General features: G+C 58.7%; 15 protein-coding genes. 12 read left to right on the forward strand and 3 right to left on the reverse strand.

What is annotated here, in order from left to right:
• Nucleotides 1-93 precede the first annotated feature (93 nt).
• The 5 genes from glmS (at nucleotide 94) to HFX_RS12810 (ending at nucleotide 5,922) form a co-directional block, all read left to right on the forward strand.
• Nucleotides 94-1,893, forward strand: coding sequence for a glutamine--fructose-6-phosphate transaminase (isomerizing) (gene glmS / locus HFX_RS12790; protein WP_004059552.1), 1,800 nt, complete (start codon nucleotides 94-96; stop codon nucleotides 1,891-1,893).
• A gap of 80 nt (nucleotides 1,894-1,973) precedes the next feature.
• A complete protein-coding gene (locus tag HFX_RS12795; RefSeq protein WP_231512868.1) occupies nucleotides 1,974-2,504 on the forward strand; it encodes a hypothetical protein in 531 nt (176 codons plus the stop codon).
• The gene (locus HFX_RS12800; RefSeq protein ID WP_004059550.1) at nucleotides 2,497-3,015 is read left to right on the forward strand and encodes a metal-dependent hydrolase; all 519 of its coding nucleotides are present in this window, start codon (nucleotides 2,497-2,499) and stop codon (nucleotides 3,013-3,015) included. Before HFX_RS12795 ends, HFX_RS12800 begins: the two co-directional genes overlap by 8 nt.
• Before the next feature lie 647 nt (nucleotides 3,016-3,662).
• Complete coding sequence (locus HFX_RS12805) at nucleotides 3,663-4,865, forward strand: Cdc6/Cdc18 family protein (RefSeq protein WP_004059549.1); 1,203 nt, start codon at nucleotides 3,663-3,665, stop codon at nucleotides 4,863-4,865.
• A gap of 718 nt (nucleotides 4,866-5,583) precedes the next feature.
• Complete coding sequence (locus tag HFX_RS12810; RefSeq protein WP_137685647.1) at nucleotides 5,584-5,922, forward strand: hypothetical protein; 339 nt, start codon at nucleotides 5,584-5,586, stop codon at nucleotides 5,920-5,922.
• Between the two features lie 103 nt (nucleotides 5,923-6,025).
• On the opposite strand, the gene HFX_RS12815 is transcribed toward HFX_RS12810, so the two are convergent.
• Nucleotides 6,026-6,949 carry an NAD-dependent epimerase/dehydratase family protein gene (locus HFX_RS12815; protein ID WP_004059547.1) on the reverse strand — a complete coding sequence of 308 codons (924 nt, stop codon included), beginning with the start codon at nucleotides 6,947-6,949 and terminating at the stop codon, nucleotides 6,026-6,028.
• Nucleotides 6,950-7,072: 123 nt separating this feature from the next.
• Between HFX_RS12815 and HFX_RS12820 the strand changes: the two genes are divergently transcribed.
• The gene (locus HFX_RS12820; protein WP_014732442.1) at nucleotides 7,073-7,351 is read left to right on the forward strand and encodes a hypothetical protein; all 279 of its coding nucleotides are present in this window, start codon (nucleotides 7,073-7,075) and stop codon (nucleotides 7,349-7,351) included.
• Nucleotides 7,352-7,590: 239 nt separating this feature from the next.
• Nucleotides 7,591-8,937: an alkaline phosphatase family protein gene (locus tag HFX_RS12825; RefSeq protein ID WP_004059545.1), complete on the forward strand. Its 1,347-nt coding sequence runs from the start codon at nucleotides 7,591-7,593 to the stop codon at nucleotides 8,935-8,937.
• A 172-nt stretch (nucleotides 8,938-9,109) separates the two neighbouring features.
• On the opposite strand, the gene HFX_RS20310 is transcribed toward HFX_RS12825, so the two are convergent.
• On the reverse strand, nucleotides 9,110-10,252 hold the full coding sequence (locus HFX_RS20310) for a PGF-pre-PGF domain-containing protein (protein WP_004059544.1): 1,143 nt from the start codon (nucleotides 10,250-10,252) through the stop codon (nucleotides 9,110-9,112).
• Nucleotides 10,253-10,382: 130 nt separating this feature from the next.
• Complete coding sequence (locus tag HFX_RS20315; protein ID WP_004059543.1) at nucleotides 10,383-10,769, reverse strand: hypothetical protein; 387 nt, start codon at nucleotides 10,767-10,769, stop codon at nucleotides 10,383-10,385.
• A gap of 1,158 nt (nucleotides 10,770-11,927) precedes the next feature.
• Here HFX_RS20315 and HFX_RS12835 point away from each other — a divergent pair.
• The 5 genes from HFX_RS12835 to glmU all read left to right on the forward strand — a co-directional run bounded on the left by HFX_RS12835 (nucleotide 11,928) and on the right by glmU (nucleotide 20,375).
• On the forward strand, nucleotides 11,928-12,128 hold the full coding sequence (locus HFX_RS12835) for a hypothetical protein (RefSeq protein WP_004059541.1): 201 nt from the start codon (nucleotides 11,928-11,930) through the stop codon (nucleotides 12,126-12,128).
• A 271-nt stretch (nucleotides 12,129-12,399) separates the two neighbouring features.
• Complete coding sequence (locus HFX_RS12840) at nucleotides 12,400-16,401, forward strand: beta strand repeat-containing protein (RefSeq protein WP_004059540.1); 4,002 nt, start codon at nucleotides 12,400-12,402, stop codon at nucleotides 16,399-16,401.
• 29 nt (nucleotides 16,402-16,430) lie between these two features.
• Complete coding sequence (locus tag HFX_RS12845) at nucleotides 16,431-17,174, forward strand: PGF-CTERM sorting domain-containing protein (RefSeq protein WP_004059539.1); 744 nt, start codon at nucleotides 16,431-16,433, stop codon at nucleotides 17,172-17,174.
• A gap of 108 nt (nucleotides 17,175-17,282) precedes the next feature.
• A complete protein-coding gene (locus tag HFX_RS12850; protein WP_049917480.1) occupies nucleotides 17,283-19,043 on the forward strand; it encodes a S8 family serine peptidase in 1,761 nt (586 codons plus the stop codon).
• 168 nt (nucleotides 19,044-19,211) lie between these two features.
• Nucleotides 19,212-20,375 (forward strand): bifunctional sugar-1-phosphate nucleotidylyltransferase/acetyltransferase, encoded by a 1,164-nt coding sequence (glmU, locus tag HFX_RS12855; RefSeq protein WP_394295040.1) that lies wholly within the window; start codon nucleotides 19,212-19,214, stop codon nucleotides 20,373-20,375.
• Nucleotides 20,376-20,392: the final 17 nt, after the last annotated feature.

The raw sequence follows: 20,392 nt of genomic DNA on the forward strand, positions 1-20,392 counted from the left end.
GCCATTAACACTAAATAGATTCATCCGAATACAATGATATCAACGACTACGTTGGCGTTCGCCAGCGATTAGCAACAGGAGTTTACGAAAACAATGTGTGGGATTACCGGATACATCGGTGTGGAAGAGAGTGCGTCGATCCTTGCGTCGGGGTTGAAGAATTTGGAGTATCGTGGCTACGATTCGGCTGGGGTCGCCCTCGTCGGCGACCAGATCAACGTGCACAAACAGGAAGGGACGATTGATGGGCTAACTATCCCGAACGAGACGAGTGCAACTCACGGCATCGGCCATACGCGATGGTCGACCCATGGGGAACCGACTGACGAAAACGCCCATCCGCATACGGACTGCAGCGGTGATATCGCGGTCGTACACAACGGTATCATCTCGAATTACGACGAACTGAAGCGGCAACTCGGTGGGCACATCTTCGAAAGTGAGACCGATACCGAGGTCATTCCGCATCTTTTGGAAGAAGAAATGGCCACAGGTGCAGACCTCCGCGCAGCAGTCATGCGCGTGCTCGACCGCCTTGAAGGGAGCTTCGCCGTCGCCGCAACGCACGTGGACTACGAAGGCATCGTCGCGGCACGCCAGGACAGCCCACTCGTCATCGGTCACGGTGAGGATGGGATGTACCTCGGAAGCGACGTGACGGCGTTCGTCGAGTACACCCGACAGGTCTCCTATCTCGAAGACGGCGACGTGGCGCACCTGTATTCGGATGGTATCACCGTGTTCAACGAAGGCGAGCGCGTCGAGCGCGAGATTCAGACGGTCGACTGGGATGCCTCCGCCGCAGGCAAGGCCGGTCACGACCATTACATGCACAAGGAGATTCACGAGCAACCCAATGCGCTCCGACAGGCCATCTCCGGACGCATCGACGAACTCGCCGGAAACGCCTCGCTCGATATCGACCTCGACGACCGCTTCCTCCAAGCCATCGACGAGATTCACATCGTCGCGTGCGGAACCTCGTATCACGCTGGACTCTACGCGAAAGAGTTGCTCGAAGAACTCGTCGACATCACCGTGCGCGTCGACCTCGCGAGCGAGTACGAGGTCTGTGACGGCCACGATACACGACGGACGCTCGTCGTCGCAGTCACCCAGAGTGGTGAGACAGCCGACACGCTGTCGGCGATCCGCCGTGCGAAGGCTCCGGGAATGACGACGCTCGCTGTGACGAACACGGTCGGCAGTACGATTACGCGAGAAGTCGACGATTCGCTGTTTATCAAAGCCGGACCGGAAATCGGCGTCGCGGCGACGAAGACGTTCGTCTCGCAGGTGACGGCACTCGCGTTATTCGCGACATACCTCGGTCGCCTCCGCGGGACGCTCACTGCGGGCGAAGGCGTCGACATCCTCGGGAATATCCGCCAACTCCCGAACGCCGTCCAATCGGTTCTAGATTCTGAGTCCCGGATTCGCCGACTCGCCGACCAGTACACCGGCAGTGACGCGTTCTTCTTTATCGGGCGCGGTCCCGCCTACCCGGTCGCACTCGAAAGTGCCCTCAAGCTGAAGGAAATCTCGTACGCTCACGCAGAGGGCTTCGCCGCGGGTGAGCTGAAACACGGTCCCCTCGCGCTCGTCACCGAGAACACGCCCGTGCTCGCGTTCCTCAACCAGAGTGCGTCGCCCGAAGAGACGCTCAACAACGTGAAAGAGGTAGAATCACGCGGTGCGCCCGTCATCTGCCTCTCAACGCCGGGTGAAACCGCGTCGTTCTGCAATCACACCATCGAAATTCCGGATATCGGTCGCCTCGAACCGCTCGTTGCCAACGTCGCCCTCCAACTGTTCGCCTACCACGTCGCCCACGAGATGGGACGCCCTATCGACAAGCCGCGAAACCTCGCGAAGTCCGTGACTGTTGAGTAACGGACTTCGCTTCTTCTGACCAACTGCTAACCAACCGTTTTGGTGGGTTTTCTTATCTAGTTGGCCGCTACTGCAATGTAATGAAAGTCACACCGGGTCGCCGTCTCATTGGGATTTTCCTTCTATTAGGGTGTCTTTTCGGGCTACTGGTCTGGTTTGGGTCTCTTGCACCTGCCCCTGCTGTGGGGGCGTATCCTGACGACACGAACTTAGGGACAAACTACGATGCGTGGGTCGGTGAGAAAGCGAGTCTGACCGGCGAGGTGGTCGAAACCGACCCGCTCACGATTGTTGCCGAATACAGTGCTGGTGAGCGTATTCGCCTCCGCGTGACCGGAACAGACCTCCAGCCAGCACCGGGAGACCGACTTACCGTCTTCGGCGTCGTCAAACCGGACCGGACACTCCACGTGCAGACAGCCTATATCGTCCCCAGTTCGGGGTACACCTACATGTACACCGTTTCGTTTATCGCCGGTCTCTGGGTCCTCGGACGACTCGTTCGAACGTGGCGAATCGACCGGCAAACGTGGTCGTTGGAACCGCGGTCGACACCCCTCAGGTTGAGTAACGTCATCCGTAGCCAAAACGCGGAGGACCGCGATGCCTGATCTGCTCGCACACGCGCTGTTGGCCTACAGCCTCGCGACGGTTGCCTCGTGGCGCTACGAGTGGATTTCACGGCCCTACGTGACCGTCGCGATGGCCGGGGCATTCATCCCCGATATGGCGAAGGCTGCACTCGTCATCCCCAGTGCTCGAGTCGAGCAACTGCTCGGTGTTCCGTTCGATTGGTTTGGACTCCACACGGCGGGGGCTGTACTGTGCTCAGTCCTCGTTGGCGTCCTTCTCGTCACCGAGTCCGAACAGCTCCGTGTCTTCACCCTCCTCGCAGTCGGTGCTGCATCCCATCTCGTCGCAGATGCACTTCTGTTGAAACCCACGGGTGTATCGTATCCACTCCTCTGGCCACTCACCAGAATATACCCACCAACGCCGGGATTGTACCTAAGTACGGACATCGAGCCAGCTATCGTCCTCGGTGCAGCCGCACTTCTCGTGTCTGGGGTGACTCGATACCGAACTGGACGACGTGAGTCGAGTCGAAGTATTCAGGAATAGGCGTTGTCAGCCTACCTGCGCATCGGAAAACCTCTCGATTAGACTCGAACTACTACCCAACTTCAGGAGCTACCACAACATCTCACTTCTCAGTCGTCGAATCTCGAACCGACTGACCCCCACCCCTCGCAACGAGTGACAGCGGGGCGGGAGACAGTCTCGCTTGGAGTGTTGAGAAACCCCTCATACTCACCCCTCGTACCGAGTGACAAACTGGCTTGTTAGAGCCTTATACCCGTGATTTGGTAGACCGTGGAAATCTGACTGTGCAGTAGTGCATCTCCTCTGTGACGAATGTAGTAACGAAGAGAATAGAAGTGATTTATATATTTACTTGTGTGGGCAATATGTGAACTAATATTACTGCTAACTCGATGTTCTGGTACGTCTCTCAAAGAGATTGAGTTCACAGTTGAGTCCGACAACTGACCCGCGATTCGATGATTGCTGTCACTCGTTGCGAGGGGTGGGCGTAGCTGTCGACTCTCGATCCAGACGACCATCGTCACTCGGTACGAGGAGTGGCTAGGTCGTCAACATAGAATCACAAAAGCATAGATTCAATGACTGTAGATAGATGATATCGACGTTTGTCACTCGGTGCGAGGTTCGGTAGCTTAATGGTACTCCGCCCTTCTCTTCCTTCAATGAGTGAGGGCTACTCTGACGCCGACCTCTTCTCGACGGGCGATATCTTTGCTCGCCGGGAGCTCCTCCGTGTCGGCCACGTCCCTGACCGGGACCGTATCGTCGGTCGTGATAGTGAAATGCGACAGGTCGGGTCAGCCTTGGGGCCGGCAACGAACGGTGGGCCACCGCGGAACCTCATCGCCTTCGGGAAGACTGGAACCGGAAAGTCACTCGTCTCGCGACACATCTGCCGGCGTGCGCGTAAACACTCCAAAAAGAACGGTGTCAACCTTCGGCACGTCTACGTCGACTGTAGCGACGCCGACACCGAGACGCGCGTCGCTCGCGAGTTGGCACTCCAAATGCGCGACGAACTCGCTCCATCGACGGATATCCCGGTGCAAGGGATCGGAGCCTCAGAATACTATCGCTACCTGTGGACGCTTCTCGACGACGTGGATGTCTTCGTGGTCATCCTCGACGAAATCGACAAGCTCGGTGATGACGACGTTCTCATGCAACTGTCGCGCGCAGAGGAATCAGGGAAGACCGACACCTACGTCGGCGTTATCTCGATCTCCAACAAAATCGAGTATCGCGAGCAACTCAACGAACGCGTCAATTCCTCGCTTCAGGACCGGGAGCTGACGTTTCATCCGTACGACGCCCCGCAACTAGAGGAAATCCTTGAAAATCGTCGTGATGCGTTTCTCGACGGTGTGCTCCACGATGACGTGATTCCGAAAACCGCGGCACTCGCCGCTCGTGAACACGGCGATGCTCGTAAGGCCGTTGACATCCTCTTCGAGGCCGGCTCGCTTGCGGAGGAACATGGTGACTCGGAAGTAACGAGTCAACACGTCGACGACGCCCAACAGCGTACAGAAGTCAAGCGTTTCCAAGACCTCGTCTCCGGCTCAACGCCACACGTCAAGTACATCCTGCGAGCACTCGCGTTGCTCACACTCAACAGCGACGATCAGCAGTTCTCGACAAGTGACATTCACCGACTCTACGAACGCCTCGCAGAGAAGGAAGGCTCAGATCCACTCTCACATGACCGTGTTTATCGCTTACTCAAAGAACAGTCATTCCTTGGAATCACCGAGAGCTACCATACCGGCGGCGGCGCATCGAAGGGAGCGTTCCTCCAACATCGGCTGATGAAAGATCCCGAAATCGTAATCGAAGCGCTGGATTCCGGCGAGAAAAGAAACTAATCCAGACCCTCGAAGGATGGTTCGCTGAATACAGGCGGTTTGGAACGCTCCCCATACACCGTAATCGGAATTGGTTCTCCTGGCCGCTAGTTGACCCTCTTTTCGGCTCTTCTCATATACATCCGGCCGACGGTGTAAAGTATGGTTCTTCGAGGTCGCCGACGACCTCGACGAAACCACCCACCCCCACGACTTCATCTGTTTTCGCGTGTCTAACGGCCCAAAAAGCCGGATATCGACCGGGGACACAAATCGAAACCGAACGTCCTATGCAAAACCTTCTCACATCCTCTCACCCCCCACGACTTCATCTGTTCTGCAGAGACGCGCAAGCGATGTCGTGCAACGCGCACGCCGTAGCCTGTCGGACCACCGTCAAATGTGTTCCAAGTGTTCAGGTTGCATATATACCGCCCTCACACCGTTTTGCAAGTGCTATTCTCATATCTCTGTCTGCTTCCCAAACAGAAACACTTGCAAAACGGTGTGTCTGACACCGTCAATACCACAACAAATTTTGGCTGTTCGAGAAGCACTGTATTGCTCAAAGAACACTTGCAAAACGTGTCCCCCTCTCAAACGCACCGACTGCTGTCTTACAACGCGAAAAGCATACGAAATCTACTGTCCTTCACCCGAACCAATACCCGACCGTCGTCGTAAATCCAAACACCCTTCAAAAACCCATATGGATTGACAATAGCGCATGATGATTTACATGCCCTATCTCATTGCTGGACTTCTCACAGTGCTGTTGTTCGTCGGGCTTGTCACTATCCACGCGACTCGACGAGGGCTTCCTGCAGGAGTTCATCGGCTGTCGTCGGTACTCGTCGCCGCGGCCGGTGTGTTCGGCTTTGCCATCCCGTACGTGTACGACCGCCAAATCGGTTATCTGTACTTCATGGTCCTCAAGCCGAGGCCAATTGCGGTGTCGCCGTACGAGGCGATTGTCATGCAATTTACGGTCGGGTTACTGATCAACCTCGTGGTGTTCCTCTTGTATATCGGCTACACTCGGAGGGCCTCCTTCGAGAGCGCCAGTACCGACCGCTAACAGCCCAACAATTAAGCGTGACTGAGTACTCGTGGCGTTGGGATAGCCGAATCGTACTTTCCGCGTAAACGAACGGTTCCCTGAGACCGATACCTGTGCCGAGCTACTGGTCTTCGAGGTAGGGTTCACACACTCGCTCGACACCCTCCTCGAACGTAATCTCGGGTTCCCAACCAGTATCCTCCTTCATCTTCGAGTAGTCAGCCTTCGTGTCGTGCACGTAGATCTCGAAGGGATTCTCGATGTATTCCGGCTCTACGGCGGTCCCAAGCACTTCGTTAATCATCGCGACCATCTCGTTGAAGTTGTAGCTCTGACTGGTGCCGAGGTTGTAGATACCTTGCAGTCGCTCGTCAGCAGCCATCTCCAACCCACGGACAATGTCGTCGACGTGCGTGAAGTCACGCGTTTGTGAACCATCACCAAACAACTCCGGTGACTCGCCGTTAGCAATCTTGTCGGCGAACTGCGCGACCGTATTCGCGAACTCTCCTTTATGCTCTTCTGCGCCGCCGAAGCCCTGATACACCGAGAAGAAGCGCATCCCGGCGAGTTGCATGTCGTAGTGGTTGTGGAAATACTCGGCGTACCGTTCACGAGCCAACTTCGATGCCTCGTATCCCGTCCGGGCTTTGACGGGCATATCTTCGGGCGAGGGTTCCGTCCGCGAGCCATAGATGGAGGATGTCGTTGCATAGACAACGGTGTCACAGCCATCCTCGCGAGCCTGCTCGACCGTATTCACGAACCCTTCGATGTTCACACGTGCACCCTTCGTGGGGTTCTCTTCGTGCATCTTGTACGACGACAGCGCTGCAAGGTGGAACACTACGTCTACATCCTCGGTCGGCAGGTCGTCGTCGAGAACGCTCACGTCGTGGAACTCGACAGCATCATCAAGATTCTCGGGCGTCCCGAGATAGAGGTCGTCAATCGCAACCACGTCGTTGTCCGCAGCGAGGTGATTTGCGAGGTTCGACCCGATGAATCCGGCACCGCCAGTAACGAGGACTCGTTTACCGTCCATAGTTCGACCCTCTCGTGAAATGATATGAAGGTATCGGCGACCGTGACAGGCGTGAACAACCGTGGAAAACGACTCAAACGGCCGAAATCAAAATATGCCGGGGATGACAAGTACGTACTGCGAATGGATACGCGAGAGAAGATCGATCAGAAGCCAACCAGCGAACAGCGCGCAAAACTCGCCGAACAGGATACTCGCGACGATTCCGAAACCGTCGCTACGACCCCGAGCGGCGCATACACGGGCGGCTACGCGTACCACGAACTCGACGACGAGGGCGAACTCGTCTGCGGCGGCCACAGCGAAGGCCACTTCGTGGAGATGACCCGCGGCGAAGCCAAAAAGAGCGGAAAGACGCCGTGCGGGAAGTGCGAGTGGATTCTCGACCTACAGCAGTCCTAAGGGCATACCGTAGCTGACTACGTACAGAACAACCAGTGAGATATCCGTCTATTAGTATAACATACGTACATCCATTATACCGACCACACAGTTGAGACCATACCGAGATGGTCACAACCGGCCCAAGCGTTCATACTTTCGCAACCACATTCTGAAACCCACATACGTGAATCGAGACACCGTAACAATGACTCTCAAGAAGAGAAAGACCCATAACGAATACTCATCACACGTCCGACATGGGATTATTTGATCGCCTCACCGGTGGGAGTGACGACCCCCGCGTCGCCTTCCTCGGTATCGACGGTGTACCGTACTCGCTTATCGACGAGAATCCGGACGTCTTCCCGAACCTCACCCGAATCGCGTCGCAAGGAACAGGCACTCCGATTGACTCAATCGTGCCGCCGGAGTCCAGCGCCTGCTGGCCCGCACTCACGACCGGCGTCAACCCCGGTGAAACGGGTGTGTTCGGTTTCCAGGACCGCGAGCCCGGAAGCTACGACGCCTACGTTCCGATGGGGAGCCACGTCGAAGCAACCCGCGTCTGGGACCGCGTCACCGACGCCGGCCGCAAGGCAACCGTGATGAACGTCCCCGTGACGTTCCCACCGCAGCGAGACGTCCAGCGCATGGTCTCTGGGTTCCTCTCGCCCAGCGTCGACAAGGCTGCCCATCCACAGTCGCTTGCGGACACCCTAAACGAGGGTAATTACCGAATCGACACGGATGCAAAACTCGGTCATAAAGACGACAAGTCGGGGTTTGTCGAGAACGCCGAACAGACACTCAAACGTCGCTACGAAGCGTTTAAACGGTATATCGAACAGGACGACTGGGACCTCTTTTTCGGCGTCTTCATGACGACCGACCGCGTCAACCACTTCCTGTTCAAGGATTACGCCGAAGACGGCACCTACAGCGAGGAGTTCATCGAGTTCTACCGCACGGTCGACGAATACATCGGCGACCTCCACGACTCGCTCCCCGAGGACGTGACGCTCGTCGTCGCCTCCGACCACGGCTTCACCTCGCTCGATTACGAAGTCCACTGTAACACGTGGCTCGAAGAGAACGGCTGGCTCACCTACCAGAGCGAGGACCACGACTCGCTTGGCGATATTGCCGCGGAGTCGAAGGCGTACTCGCTCATCCCCGGTCGCTTCTTCATCAACCTCGAAGGCCGTGACCCACGCGGGTCGGTCCCCCAGGACGAGTACGAGGAAGTCCGCGCCGAGCTGAAGGCCGAACTCGAAGCCCTCGAAGGCCCGAACGGGAAGAAGGTCGCCGACCGCGTCGTCACGAAAGAAGAGGGGTTCCACGGCGCACAGGACCATCTCGCCCCGGACCTCGTCATCATCCCGAACCACGGGTTCGACCTCAAATCCGGCTTCAAGGGTCACGACGACGTGTTCGGCGTCGGCCCCCGCAACGGCATGCACTCGTTCGATAACGCGACGCTGCTTATCGACGACCCCGAGGTATCGGTCAGTGACGATATCGACCTCTACAACATCACGCCGACGATTCTCGATCTCATGGAGATTGATACTGACGCCACGTTCGAAGGTCGGAGTCTCATCTGAGCTTCGGCTTAGCAAGTCCGAGGAACGCCTGTGCTCTCAGTAGCCTATGGACTCGGTCTCCAGAAAGAGATGTACGTTCCTCAGTGGAAGCAAGCGAACAAAAGGCTCACAGATACTGTTTGCGAGGAGTGTCACCCTCGTCAAAAACCACAGAACGGCTGCAAACTGTGTCCTATTTTCGCTTCTCCACCAACCGCCGGAAGCTGACCGCGAGGGAGATAGATGCCACCGCGAGCCCTAACACAACCAGCAGACTGTAACCGGGGTCATCCGTCGCTCCAGCGTCGCTCTCACCAGCGCTATCCGTGGGTGGGGTTCCGAACTTCGAACTGCCCTCCTTGACGGTCACGTCGACGACTCGGTCGTTCACCCTGAGGGTGTACTCGCCGGGTGACTCGATAGTCTGTTCGAACGTAACGACTTCCCGTTGTCCAGCGGGAACGGTGACCGTTCTGGACTCGGTGACGCTGTCGACCCCTTCGAACGTGAGCGTCGTCGTCTCCTCACCCTCGCCAGTGTTGGTGACGGTCGCGATGAGCGTGACGCTCTCGCCCGGCCCGATGGTCGATGCATCCACCGTTAGGTCGGTGAGCACGGCGGTAGACTGTTCACGTACGACGGTGTCGACGCGTTCCCCATTGAGTGCCACAGTGTGCGACCCGGCCGTATCGAACTGGTGGTCGAACGTGACGGACTGCGTGTCTCCGGATTGGAGTGTCACCGACTGGTTCGAGACTATCTCACCATCGACGGTTAGGTTGACTGTGACGACACCGTCGACGTGGCCCGTGTTGGTCACGTCGGCGGTTACGGTGGTTGTCTCGCCGGTCACGATGCCCGGTTCAGTGGTAACGTTCGAGACGGTCGCGACGGGGTGCTGGATTCCGAGCGCGAAGTAGGACGTTCCCGGTGATGTCGCTTGCATCAGGTACTGTGACTGCGTGTTCGTCTCTTTCAGTTTCGTATCGAGTTGTTCCCACGTTCCGTTGTGGTATCGGTAGAATGCGACGTTCTCTGGAGTCGTCCCGCGGGCACTGAGGTCGTCTTTCGCCAGGGAGAAGTCCACGGTCGCCGCGTCGAGAGACCGGTTCATCGTCTCGTCGCCCTCGATCTCCAGATACAACGGCACGTCGTCGGTGAGAGCGACTGCCCCGACGCCCTCAGGCCGCTCCGTGTATCCCTTCACGTCCATCGTGAACGTGGATGCGGGCTTGGACAACGTGACTGTAACCTGGGTGACTTCGACACTGGATTCGGCAGTCACCGACGAGGGGAGTCGGACTTCGATTGGCGTCTCGGCTTGGGCATCACTCACAGTGTACCGAACGTGGGTGTCCGTTACCTTCGTGGTCTCAACTTTGGTTGTCGGCTTCGGGGAACTGTAACTCCCACTGCTAGAGCTACTACTGCTTGAACTCCCACCGCTTGAACCGCCGCCACCTGAGCTACGCGTCGGTGTAGGCTCGGGCGTTGGTGTTGGAGTTGGTGTTGAGGTCGGCGTCGGTGTCGGGGTCGGTGTTGGAGTCGGCGTCGGTGTCGGGGTCGGTGTTGGAGTCGGCGTTGGGGTTGGGGTCGGCGTCGGAGTCGGTGTTGGTGTTGGGGTCGGCGTCGGAGTCGGTGTTGGTGTTGGGGTCGGCGTCGGAGTCGGAGTCGGTGTTGGTGTCGAGGTTGGCGTCGGAGTTGGTGTCGGCGTTGGGGTTGGCGTCGGGGTCGGCGTCGGTGTTGGTGTTGGGGTCGGCGTCGGAGTCGGAGTTGGCGTTGGTGTTGGTGTTGGCGTTGGTGTTGGTGTTGGCGTTGGCGTCGGAGTTGGTGTCGGCGTTGACTCCTGGCACGAACCGGCGGTAATCGTGAGTTCCGACTCCATGTCGAGGGTGACAGTACTCTCGTTGGCGTGGATAAGTCGGAACTCGGTGATTTGGTTGTCGCCGGTGCTCCAGCGCCAGTCGTCATAGTGGTCCGCCTGTTCGTTGAAGCCAGGCGTAATCGTGACGTTGTCGCCCGTCTCGAGGTTCTCGAACCCGCGGTAGGCACCCCCATCGGTTCGGTTAGGTGCCCATTTCCAGTCGATATTCGCTGTCGAGTTTTCTTCAACCCAGTCGTCGTCCTGCGTCCCGTTGCCGTAGTAGTCGTCTCGAACGACCCAGCCGTCGCCCGACGGAAGGCCATCGAACGCCATCGTCACGGTCCCGCCGGATGGACTGTCACCGAGTCTGTCGTGAAGAATGACGAGACTGACACCCTGCGAGCCGTGATAGAAGAACAGATTACTCGTCTGATTCTCCTGCAGGTAGCCTGTCCCGTACGACGAGAAGATACCAGTCGGCGAGGTCTCGTTGTTCCGGTAGTCGTAGAACGAACCGACGGGTGTTGTCCCGTCACCGAGTGCCTCGACGGTATAGCAGACACCGCCCTGACTAACGGAATAGACCGGAGTCTCGCCGTGGTGGGCGAATGTGCCACTCATCATCGAAGGCAGGACCACCAGCAGGGCTATCCCGACGACGAGAAGTCGTTGCAGAGCGGTCATCAGTCACGCTTTACCGTGGCGGTCGATGGCGACTGCTGGCGCGAACTGTCCCATTCCATAGCAACGGACGAACCACAAACCGCAGTCCGAGAGGTGTTGGATGGAGTCATATTACCAGTAGTAGTTGACTAATACGCTCGCAGGAGTTTCGTTATGAATGTTGTACCACCAATTAAGCTGAATGAGACTGGCGACTCCCCCGACACTAACCACGACCAGTGCGTCGAATCGGTCGCAATGGACCGCGATGGACAGCCTCCGAAAAGTCACAACTCCACGGGTCGATGGCCGAGAATACTCTGGAGAACGCCACATGAACTAAATAATCTGATGTATTAGGCATGGATAGAAGGAAGTACCTAACCAACGATTCCGTTCACATACTGGCAGTACATACGTATACGTACCCAAACTACTGGAACTGACGAAAGAAATATAGACTGTCCAACACGTCTGTGAGACGATGACTCAAACGCTCGAGGTCGCCCCACACGTAATTACGGAGGGGTCGACGATTCGGCATGCGACGTTATGTACGGAACAGACGGTGGTGGAGATTGCAGAGGAGACGATTCGAACGACACAGGGCGACGAAGAGTTCGTCTATCCGCGTGAGCAACTCGCCCTTGACCTCTCTGTCGGACGGTTTGAAGTCATCTCTTAGGACGGTACCGACGCCACAGAGCGTTGGCATGCAGGCGAGTTGAACGGTGTCCCTGTACTGTCGAACCGTAGACTCACCCAATAGTACAGACGAAGACCGGAGGCTGGCCTTTTAAACGCACCAACTATATTCTGGTAAACTGTCGAAGTCGAAACTGTTTTAATGCGATTTGGTATATAGCTGAGATACATGTGGGTAGTGGGTACTCATGGCATACCATGAGTAAACGCGGTAGACCGCTCTCCGCTATTCGCTGTGAGTAAATCATACTATGACACAGGATAACAGCAAACAGATGCGTGCGATAGTCCTCGCGGCGCTGATGGTGCTTTCCGTTATGGGAGGCACCGTCGCGTTCACGGGGGGGACTGTTGCCGCTCAAGCCGCCGGCCCTGAGGGGGCCTCCGATATGGGAACGGACGCGGGGGAACTCGCGGGCGGCGACACAGCAGTCGTACAGACGATCAAACTAACCGACACGGACCGTAACGACACGAGCACGGTCAATCTAACGGCGGTCACGGTCGCCGGCAGTAGCGACAACACCGCCTCCGCAGCAGACCTCTCGTCGGTCCGTATCCTAGACGCGGACGGGAACGAACTCGCCAGTGCTGCTCCCACTGACAATCTGTTCGGCACAGGGCAGACGTTCGATATCTCGGATGTCACTATCCCGGACGACGGCAGTACCACGCTCCAAGTGTCGGTCACGGTTGCCGCCAACGTCTCCGAGTCAGCAGTTCTGGGACTTGAGACGAATGCCGACTGGAAAGAAAACGGGAGTTCCGGCCAGACAGCGTTCGTTTCTGACGGGAAGCCTGAGTCGCTTGGAACGGCCGCGACCAACCTGAACGGAAACGAGACGGTCGACAGCGGGAACCAAACGGCTGACAGCGACAACCAGACTGCCGACAGCGGAAACGAAACAGTCGGTAGCAACGAGACGACCGACAGCGGCAACCAGACCGTCGACAGCGGCAACGAAACAATCGACAGCGGCAACCAGACCGTCGACAGCGGCAACGAAACAATCGACAGCGGCGACGAGACGGCCGAAAACGACACCGTCACCACCGAACCGACCGGTGAAATGACGACGACCCCAGACGAGCAGAACGCAACGACGAACGAAACGGAACAAAACACCACGTCGTCCGATTCGGCGACTGCGACGCTCAATAACTCGTCTGCCGCGCCGGACCTGCAAATCGTCTCTCCTGAAAACCAGACCATCGTCGAGTCCGACGACCTCCTCGATGTGACCTACGGGTACGTCGAAGACGTCCCGGACGACGTTGTGTCCACGAGAGTCACGCTAACCGACGAGCAGGGAACGTCGTACGACTACACGGTCGACAAAGCCGACTACGTCGCGGGTGCGACCGTGACGGTACCGCTTGACCTCGACAAGCCCGCCGACAATCTCACTGACGGCGCATACTACGTCGAGGTGGCGGTGACAAACGCCTCGGGTGATACCGAGACAACCCAGACCGCAACGCCAGTCGTCGTGGTGAACGACGAGGCCCCGACGGTGGGTAACGTCTCTATCACGAGTAATACGACCGACCTCGCGCGCGACGCGGCGCTGAATCTCACGTACGACTACGGCCCGGCACCGAACGCTTCGAGCGTCACGGTATGGGTCGTCGACAGCGAGGACACCGCGAACTTCACGTCCGGCGACCTCGCGAACGCATCGTACACGACCTACGAACAGTCCGTCGACCACGGCGTCGTCGCTGACCGCAACCTCACCGTCGGTCTCGGCTACCGGCTTGCGGACAACGCCAACTACAGCGTCTTCGTTACCGCGACCGACGCGACTGGGCTGCAGAGCAACGCCAGCGCGACCGGAACGCTCGACGTGAACGCCGAAAAGCCGAGCATCGAATCCGTGGAAGCGACCATCGGTAGCGACACGGTGACGGTCCACTTCACCGAAACCGTGGTCGCCGGTGACGGCGACGACAATATCTCCCGCGCCGACTTCGCGTTCCAGAACGGTAACGACGGTGGCGCTGGGTCGATTACGTCCGTCGTCGTACACAGCGGCGATACGGTGACGCTCGGTCTCGACGCCAACGTCACGCTTGGGGACCTCGATAGCGACCACGTGAGCGTCCGCAGTGGCCAACTCGTGGACACTCACGACGACGACCCCCGAGCGGTTGGTACCGGTTCGGTCGCACTCGACGATACGATTCCTCCAGGGTTCGGGTCAATCACAGTACCCGACATCAACGCGAGCAACACCGACAACTACAGGGTTGCAATCGACACGTACAGTGATGCGACCGACGTCACGGTGACACTCACTGGGTCTGGTGGCACGACAGTCACCAAAAGCAAGGACGCGGTGACGGGCGAGGCGAACTTCACGCTGAACGCCACCTCCCTCGACGAAGGCTACGCGAACGTAGAATTCAATCTGACGGATAGGGCCGGAAACAGCCAGATTGTTGGGCGTGACACCGAGAAGGACACTGTCGCGCCGACACTCGAATCGGTAACGACGAACGCGGGAACCAAAGAAATCGAATTACAGTTCTCCGAGTTCGTTGCTGACCCGTCGACGTCGGACTTCGAACTGTCCAACCTCTCTCACAAGGTCAACACGACAAGAGCCGTGGGCGGGGACGTGTTGCTGACGCTAAACGAGTCCCTTCCGGCGAGTGCTATCAACTCCAGCGACGTCGTGATATCTGCGTCTGGTGTCACGGACATCGCCGGGAACCCAGCCACGAACGACCACACGCTCGATGACGTTGACGCACCGACCCTGTCGGGTGTCGCCGCCGAGCCAGGTGACGAGCAGATTGTCGTCACGTTCTCCGAAGATGTCACGCCCGGAGCCGACGAGACATTCACCGTCGACGACTTCGGATACACGGAGAACAACAGCTCTGGTGTCACTGCTCTCGAGTCGGTCACCCAGACCGGCCCGCAGACGGTCGTCCTCGAAACGAACGGTCCGCTCACGCCCGACGACCTCGAACAGGACAACGTTACCGTCGCAGCCAACAGCGTCTACGACGTGGTCGGACATTCGGTTTCGGAGGCCAACTACACGATTGGTGTCGAATCCGAGCTCAAAGTCTCCGTCAACAGTGGCACAATGACCGTGACCGTCGTGTCGCTGAAAAACATCACTAACGCGACTGACTTGGGGATTACGATTAGTGAGATGAACCGTGAACTCGACTCGCTCGAAGGCTTCGAACTCGACGACCGGTTTGTGACGACGCTGAACGCGTCTGACTTCGAGCAGACGGAATCCGACGTGTTCGAAGCGACTGTTACCGTTCCATCGGACGGCGACTACGCCGAAGACGGCGAGTACAGGGTCACTGGCAGCGTTGACGGTCAGATGAGATCCAAATTAGTCTCCGTCGATACGACCGCACCGCATCCGACCGACGCGGTCCTTCTCGACGTGACTGACGCTGCACAGCTCGACGACACCCGGAATACCACCGAGATTCGCGTGCTGTTCAACGAGCCAATCAACGCCAGCAACATCATGCCGAGCGACGTGTCCATCGAAGGATTCGATGGAGAAATCATCGCAGTGCAGAATGCTGGCCCGTTCGGCTCGGTTACGATTATCACCGAAGGCAAGGTCCAGACAGGGACTCGCCCCACGGTGACAATCGACGGTGACAGCTACGTCGACGCCGCCGGAACGAACGGCAACGCCAACAGCCAAACCGTCATCCATACCGATGTGCTCGATCTCGAAACGGGCCGGAACTTCGTCTCCGTGCCCGCATCGAGCGGCGACCTCTCGCTCGACGAGGTGAACCTGTCCGCCGTCGACGCCATCTACGCGTACGACGCGGAATCCGGGTCCTGGGATGCCTTCGACCCTGATGCCAGCGAGAACGACATCACGGCGCTGGAGGGCGGTAACGGCTACATCTTCGTGATGGACCACGCCACGACGCTCACACTGAACGTCTACAACCGCCCCGGAAGCGAACAGAATGCGAGCGACATCGCGCCTGCACCGACACAACAGGAACTGACCGAAGGCTGGAACCTAGTGGGTCACTATCAGGAGTACGACCAGAACGTCTCCACGGCGCTCTCGTCGTTAGATAGCGACTCCGTCTACAACCTCCTCGCACACGACGAGTCGGCCGACAGTCTCGCTTACCGCTCTTACAACGCCGGTGACTTCGAGACGATGGACCGCGGCGAAGCCTACTGGGTCTTCGTCCGTAACGACGAGGTCTACACCGAAGCGACGAGGAACACGGCGGACAGCTAACACACTCCCCCATCTTTGCGTAACCTACTATGAGAATACGACAGACGAACTGGCGAACCGGGCTGACGGCCGCAGCGGTGGCACTCGTCACGCTGCTCGTCGTCACCGGTGCCGCGGGCACAGCAATGGCGTCGCCCCCGTCGCCGCCACATCGGTTCTTCGGGACCGTTGAAGACGACGGCGAACTAGTCTCCGGTGCCACCGTCGAAGTGGTGTACGAAGGTTCGGTCGTTGCGTCCGACACGACCGACTCGGACGGCTACTTCGACCTGAAGGTACCTGAAGAACACATCAACACCAGCGGGGAACGGACTGTGACCGTCACCGTCCGTAACCAGTCGAAGCAGTTCGAGTGGCAGTCGACGGGGTCGACCGAAGTGAACTTCGCTTTCGGCGACAGCGACGATGGCGATGACAACACCGACGGTGGCGGCGATGGTAACACCGGCGGTGGCGGCGACGGTAACACTGGCGGCAACGGCGATGGTAACACCGGCGGTGGCGGCGGCGGTAACACTGGCGGTGGCGCGGAAACGACAACGTCCACCTCCACGAGTACGCCCACGACAACCACAACGATGTCGCCGACTACGAGTGAAACGACGCAGACTGCGACGGCGTCACCCACCGCGAGCACGACGGCGGCAACCACGACGGAAACCACAGCGGCCAACGATACACCGACGACAGGGACCGGCGTCCCCGGCTTCGGTGTGAGCGCTGCGCTCATGGCCCTCCTTGCGGCCGCCCTGCTCGCGCTCCGAATCGAGTAGTTCGCCGGCTACCCCCGACCGATTTTTTCGGCCGACGGGGCCTTAGTTAAGTGATTCTCTCCCATGTTCTTCGGTAACAATATATATGATTGGTATATGCTGGTATACATGGAGCAGACACGTCGAAGATTTATCAAGACAGCTGCGGCCGCAGCAGGTGGCCTGTCGATGGCAACGTCTCCGGTTGTCGCAAACGGCGTCCGCGAGAACCACTTCCTCGTCGATACGCGTTCGGCAGATTCGGAAGCGTGGCGTGAACAAGTAGAGATTGTCGACGAAGCCGACGCGGTTCAATTTGCATCGGTGAAAGGAGACGAAAGTGACCTCGAAGGCTTCGGGCTCGATTTCGCACCGGAAATCGAATTCTCTATCGAACCGCCGGAAGTCAAAGGCGTCTCACCCGACGACGTTCCGGACAAACTCCCCGAAACCGGACAGTTCGACGCCACACAGGAGGCCGAAGACGGGATTCCGGAGCCACACCCATACCAGTGGTCGAAACGCAGTCAGAACGTCAAAGCGCTCCACGAGGATGGCATCACGGGTGACGGGGCGACGATTGCGATTGTCGATTCCGGTATCGACCCAGACCACCCGGACCTCGTCGTCGACACGGAACGCTCCGGGAATTTCTCGCTGGACGATTCTATCGGCACCAGCGACGACAGCAGCCACGGAACGCACTGTGCCGGAATCTCCGCCGCAAACGGGAGCCGTGCTTCTGAGGGCGGTCCGTACGTCGTCGGCGTCGCACCCGATGCCGTCCTCTTGGACATGAAGGTGTTCCCGTTCAAATCCAGCGCCTCGATTCTGAGCGCCGTGACGACGGCCGTCGACAACGGTGCCGATGCGATTAATCTGAGCCTCGGCCCGGGCAGTCCCGTGGGGCCGAGCGTCAGCCAGCATCTGAGTGTTAAATCGTACCGTCGCGTCGGCGAGTACGCACGCAAAAACGGCGCGATACTCATCGAGGCGGCCGGAAACGACGACACGAACATCGACGAGTTCGAGCCCCAGATTACGAACGCCGGAAAGGGCAGCCAGTCCGGTTGGGTGACGGTGTCTGCGACCGGACCGTACTCAGAGGCGCCCTCGTACATGGATGCACCGAAGGACCTAGACGAAAACGGGAACCCCGACTACGGTACGATTTTACCGGTTCACACGCCGTCAGATTACACGAACTACGGTCCCAAATCGCTTGACGTGAGCGCACCGGGCGGGAACGCCGGATACCGCGGGACGCTGTTCGACGGCGTCATGAGTACGCTCTCACCGAAGGTCGACAACTATGGGTTCGTCCGTATCGGTCCTGGCGGAGGGTCGGCGGGCCTTGTCGGCTCCGGAATGTACGGGACGCTCCACGGAACGAGCATGGCCGCCCCGCACGTCACGGGGCTTGCTGCGCTCATTATGGCCGAATACCCAGATGCTGCCCCAGACCAGGTGAAAGCACACATCAAGAATACGGCTAAACACATCGACGCGACCTACTCGAATTCGAATTACTTCACGGACGAACCCACCGACAGGGACGACTACGACGACGGTATGCTCGAAGACCCGTACGACTCGAAGACGTTCCGCGGCGCTGGACATATCGACATCGAGCGCGCGGGAAGAAAATCGATTCCCTTCCCCGGTGGAGTCGAAGTCGACGGCCAGACGGTCTACCCCGCCGACCCTGACGACGACGGTCTCTACGAAGACGTCAACGGCGACGGGGTCGTCGATATGAAAGACGCCGAGTTGCTCTATCAAATCGCACTCGAAGACGCCGTCGATTCCGAAGCAACGGCGTTCGACTTCGACGGTAACGGCCGGTTCGATATGAACGACGTGCAGGAACTGATTCGCCGAGTCGAGTAGCGTAATTGAGTCGGCGGGTTAGTGGTACATCTTTTTTAGAGAGCCCGGACCACGAGTTCCCGGAAATCACGGTAGTTACCCGCGCAGTATCTCCACAAGTATTTTGACCTAATTCCAGAACATATCGGTATGCAGACTGTCATCCTCGCTGCCGGACAGGGAACGCGAATGCGGCCGCTCACCGAGCGCCGTGCGAAGCCGATGCTCCCCGTTGCGGACAAACCGCTGGCCGCGCACACCGCCGCAACCGCCGTTGATGCCGGCGCATCGCGTCTCATCATCGTCGTCGGCTACGAATCCGAAGCCGTGCGCGAGTACTTCGGTGAGGAGTACGCGGGCGTCCCCGTCGAGTACGCCGAACAGACCGAACAGCGAGGAACGGCCGATGCCGTCCGCGCCGCCGAACCACACCTCGACGACGGTCCCTTCGCCGTGCTGAATGGCGACGCCCTCTACGACGAACCGTCGCTCACACGGCTGTACGAGTCCGCCCCCGCAGTCGGGTCGTACCGCGTCGACGACCCAACCCAGTACGGTGTCCTCTACACCGACGAGACTGGCGACGATACCCGCGTCACGGGCGTCATCGAAAAGCCCGCAGACCCGCCGTCGAATCTCATCAACACGGGAGCGTACGTCTTCCCCGACGATGCACAAGCGTGGTTGGAGGTCGGCGAAAGCGAGCGTGGCGAACTCGAACTGACTGACGTCCTCGAACGCGCGTGTGAGGAGTCGACTGTGACGGCTGTCCCGTTCGAGCGCTGGTTGGACGTTGGCCGGCCGTGGGAACTCCTCGAAGCCAACGAGTGGAAAGTCGGCGAGGTCACTCGCACGCTCACCGGCGAGGTCCACGACGACGCCGACATCCGCGGCGATGTTGTCGTCGAAGCGGGCGCAACCGTCGATGCGGGCGTCGTCATCGAGGGACCGGCTCTCATCCGTCGTGGGGCGACCGTCGGCCCGAACGCGTACATCCGCGGGAACACGCTCGTCGCGGAAGACGCGAAGGTTGGTCACAGCGTCGAAATCAAGAATAGCGTCCTGATGGCGGGTGCAACCGTCGGTCACCTCTCCTATGTCGGCGACAGCGTCCTCGGACGCGACGTGAACTTCGGTGCGGGAACGACCGTTGCGAACCTGCGCCACGACGACGAACCCGTGAAGACGCCCGTCAAAGGAGACCTCACCTCGACCGGCCGTCGCAAGTTCGGCGTCGTCTGCGGCGACGACGTGAAGACCGCGATTCAGACCAGCCTCAACGCGGGCGTGAAATTAGACTGCGACGCGACGACAACGCTCGGGGAAGTCGTGCTTCGGGATAAATCCGAGTAGCGACGTCGGCAACACAA

The organism is Haloferax mediterranei ATCC 33500 (assembly GCF_000306765.2).
GTDB classification, from domain to species: domain Archaea; phylum Halobacteriota; class Halobacteria; order Halobacteriales; family Haloferacaceae; genus Haloferax; species Haloferax mediterranei.

What these genes read in the sequence shown, in the direction of transcription:
- glmS (WP_004059552.1), top strand. Translation starts at nt 94, where the DNA reads ATGTGTGGGATTACCGGATACATCGGTGTGGAAGAGAGTGCGTCGATC.
- HFX_RS12795 (WP_231512868.1), top strand. Translation starts at nt 1,974, where the DNA reads ATGAAAGTCACACCGGGTCGCCGTCTCATTGGGATTTTCCTTCTATTA.
- HFX_RS12800 (WP_004059550.1), top strand. Translation starts at nt 2,497, where the DNA reads ATGCCTGATCTGCTCGCACACGCGCTGTTGGCCTACAGCCTCGCGACG.
- HFX_RS12805 (WP_004059549.1), top strand. Translation starts at nt 3,663, where the DNA reads ATGAGTGAGGGCTACTCTGACGCCGACCTCTTCTCGACGGGCGATATC.
- HFX_RS12810 (WP_137685647.1), top strand. Translation starts at nt 5,584, where the DNA reads ATGCCCTATCTCATTGCTGGACTTCTCACAGTGCTGTTGTTCGTCGGG.
- HFX_RS12815 (WP_004059547.1), bottom strand. Translation starts at nt 6,949, where the DNA reads ATGGACGGTAAACGAGTCCTCGTTACTGGCGGTGCCGGATTCATCGGG.
- HFX_RS12820 (WP_014732442.1), top strand. Translation starts at nt 7,073, where the DNA reads ATGGATACGCGAGAGAAGATCGATCAGAAGCCAACCAGCGAACAGCGC.
- HFX_RS12825 (WP_004059545.1), top strand. Translation starts at nt 7,591, where the DNA reads ATGGGATTATTTGATCGCCTCACCGGTGGGAGTGACGACCCCCGCGTC.
- HFX_RS12835 (WP_004059541.1), top strand. Translation starts at nt 11,928, where the DNA reads ATGACTCAAACGCTCGAGGTCGCCCCACACGTAATTACGGAGGGGTCG.
- HFX_RS12840 (WP_004059540.1), top strand. Translation starts at nt 12,400, where the DNA reads ATGACACAGGATAACAGCAAACAGATGCGTGCGATAGTCCTCGCGGCG.
- HFX_RS12845 (WP_004059539.1), top strand. Translation starts at nt 16,431, where the DNA reads ATGAGAATACGACAGACGAACTGGCGAACCGGGCTGACGGCCGCAGCG.
- HFX_RS12850 (WP_049917480.1), top strand. Translation starts at nt 17,283, where the DNA reads ATGGAGCAGACACGTCGAAGATTTATCAAGACAGCTGCGGCCGCAGCA.
- glmU (WP_394295040.1), top strand. Translation starts at nt 19,212, where the DNA reads ATGCGGCCGCTCACCGAGCGCCGTGCGAAGCCGATGCTCCCCGTTGCG.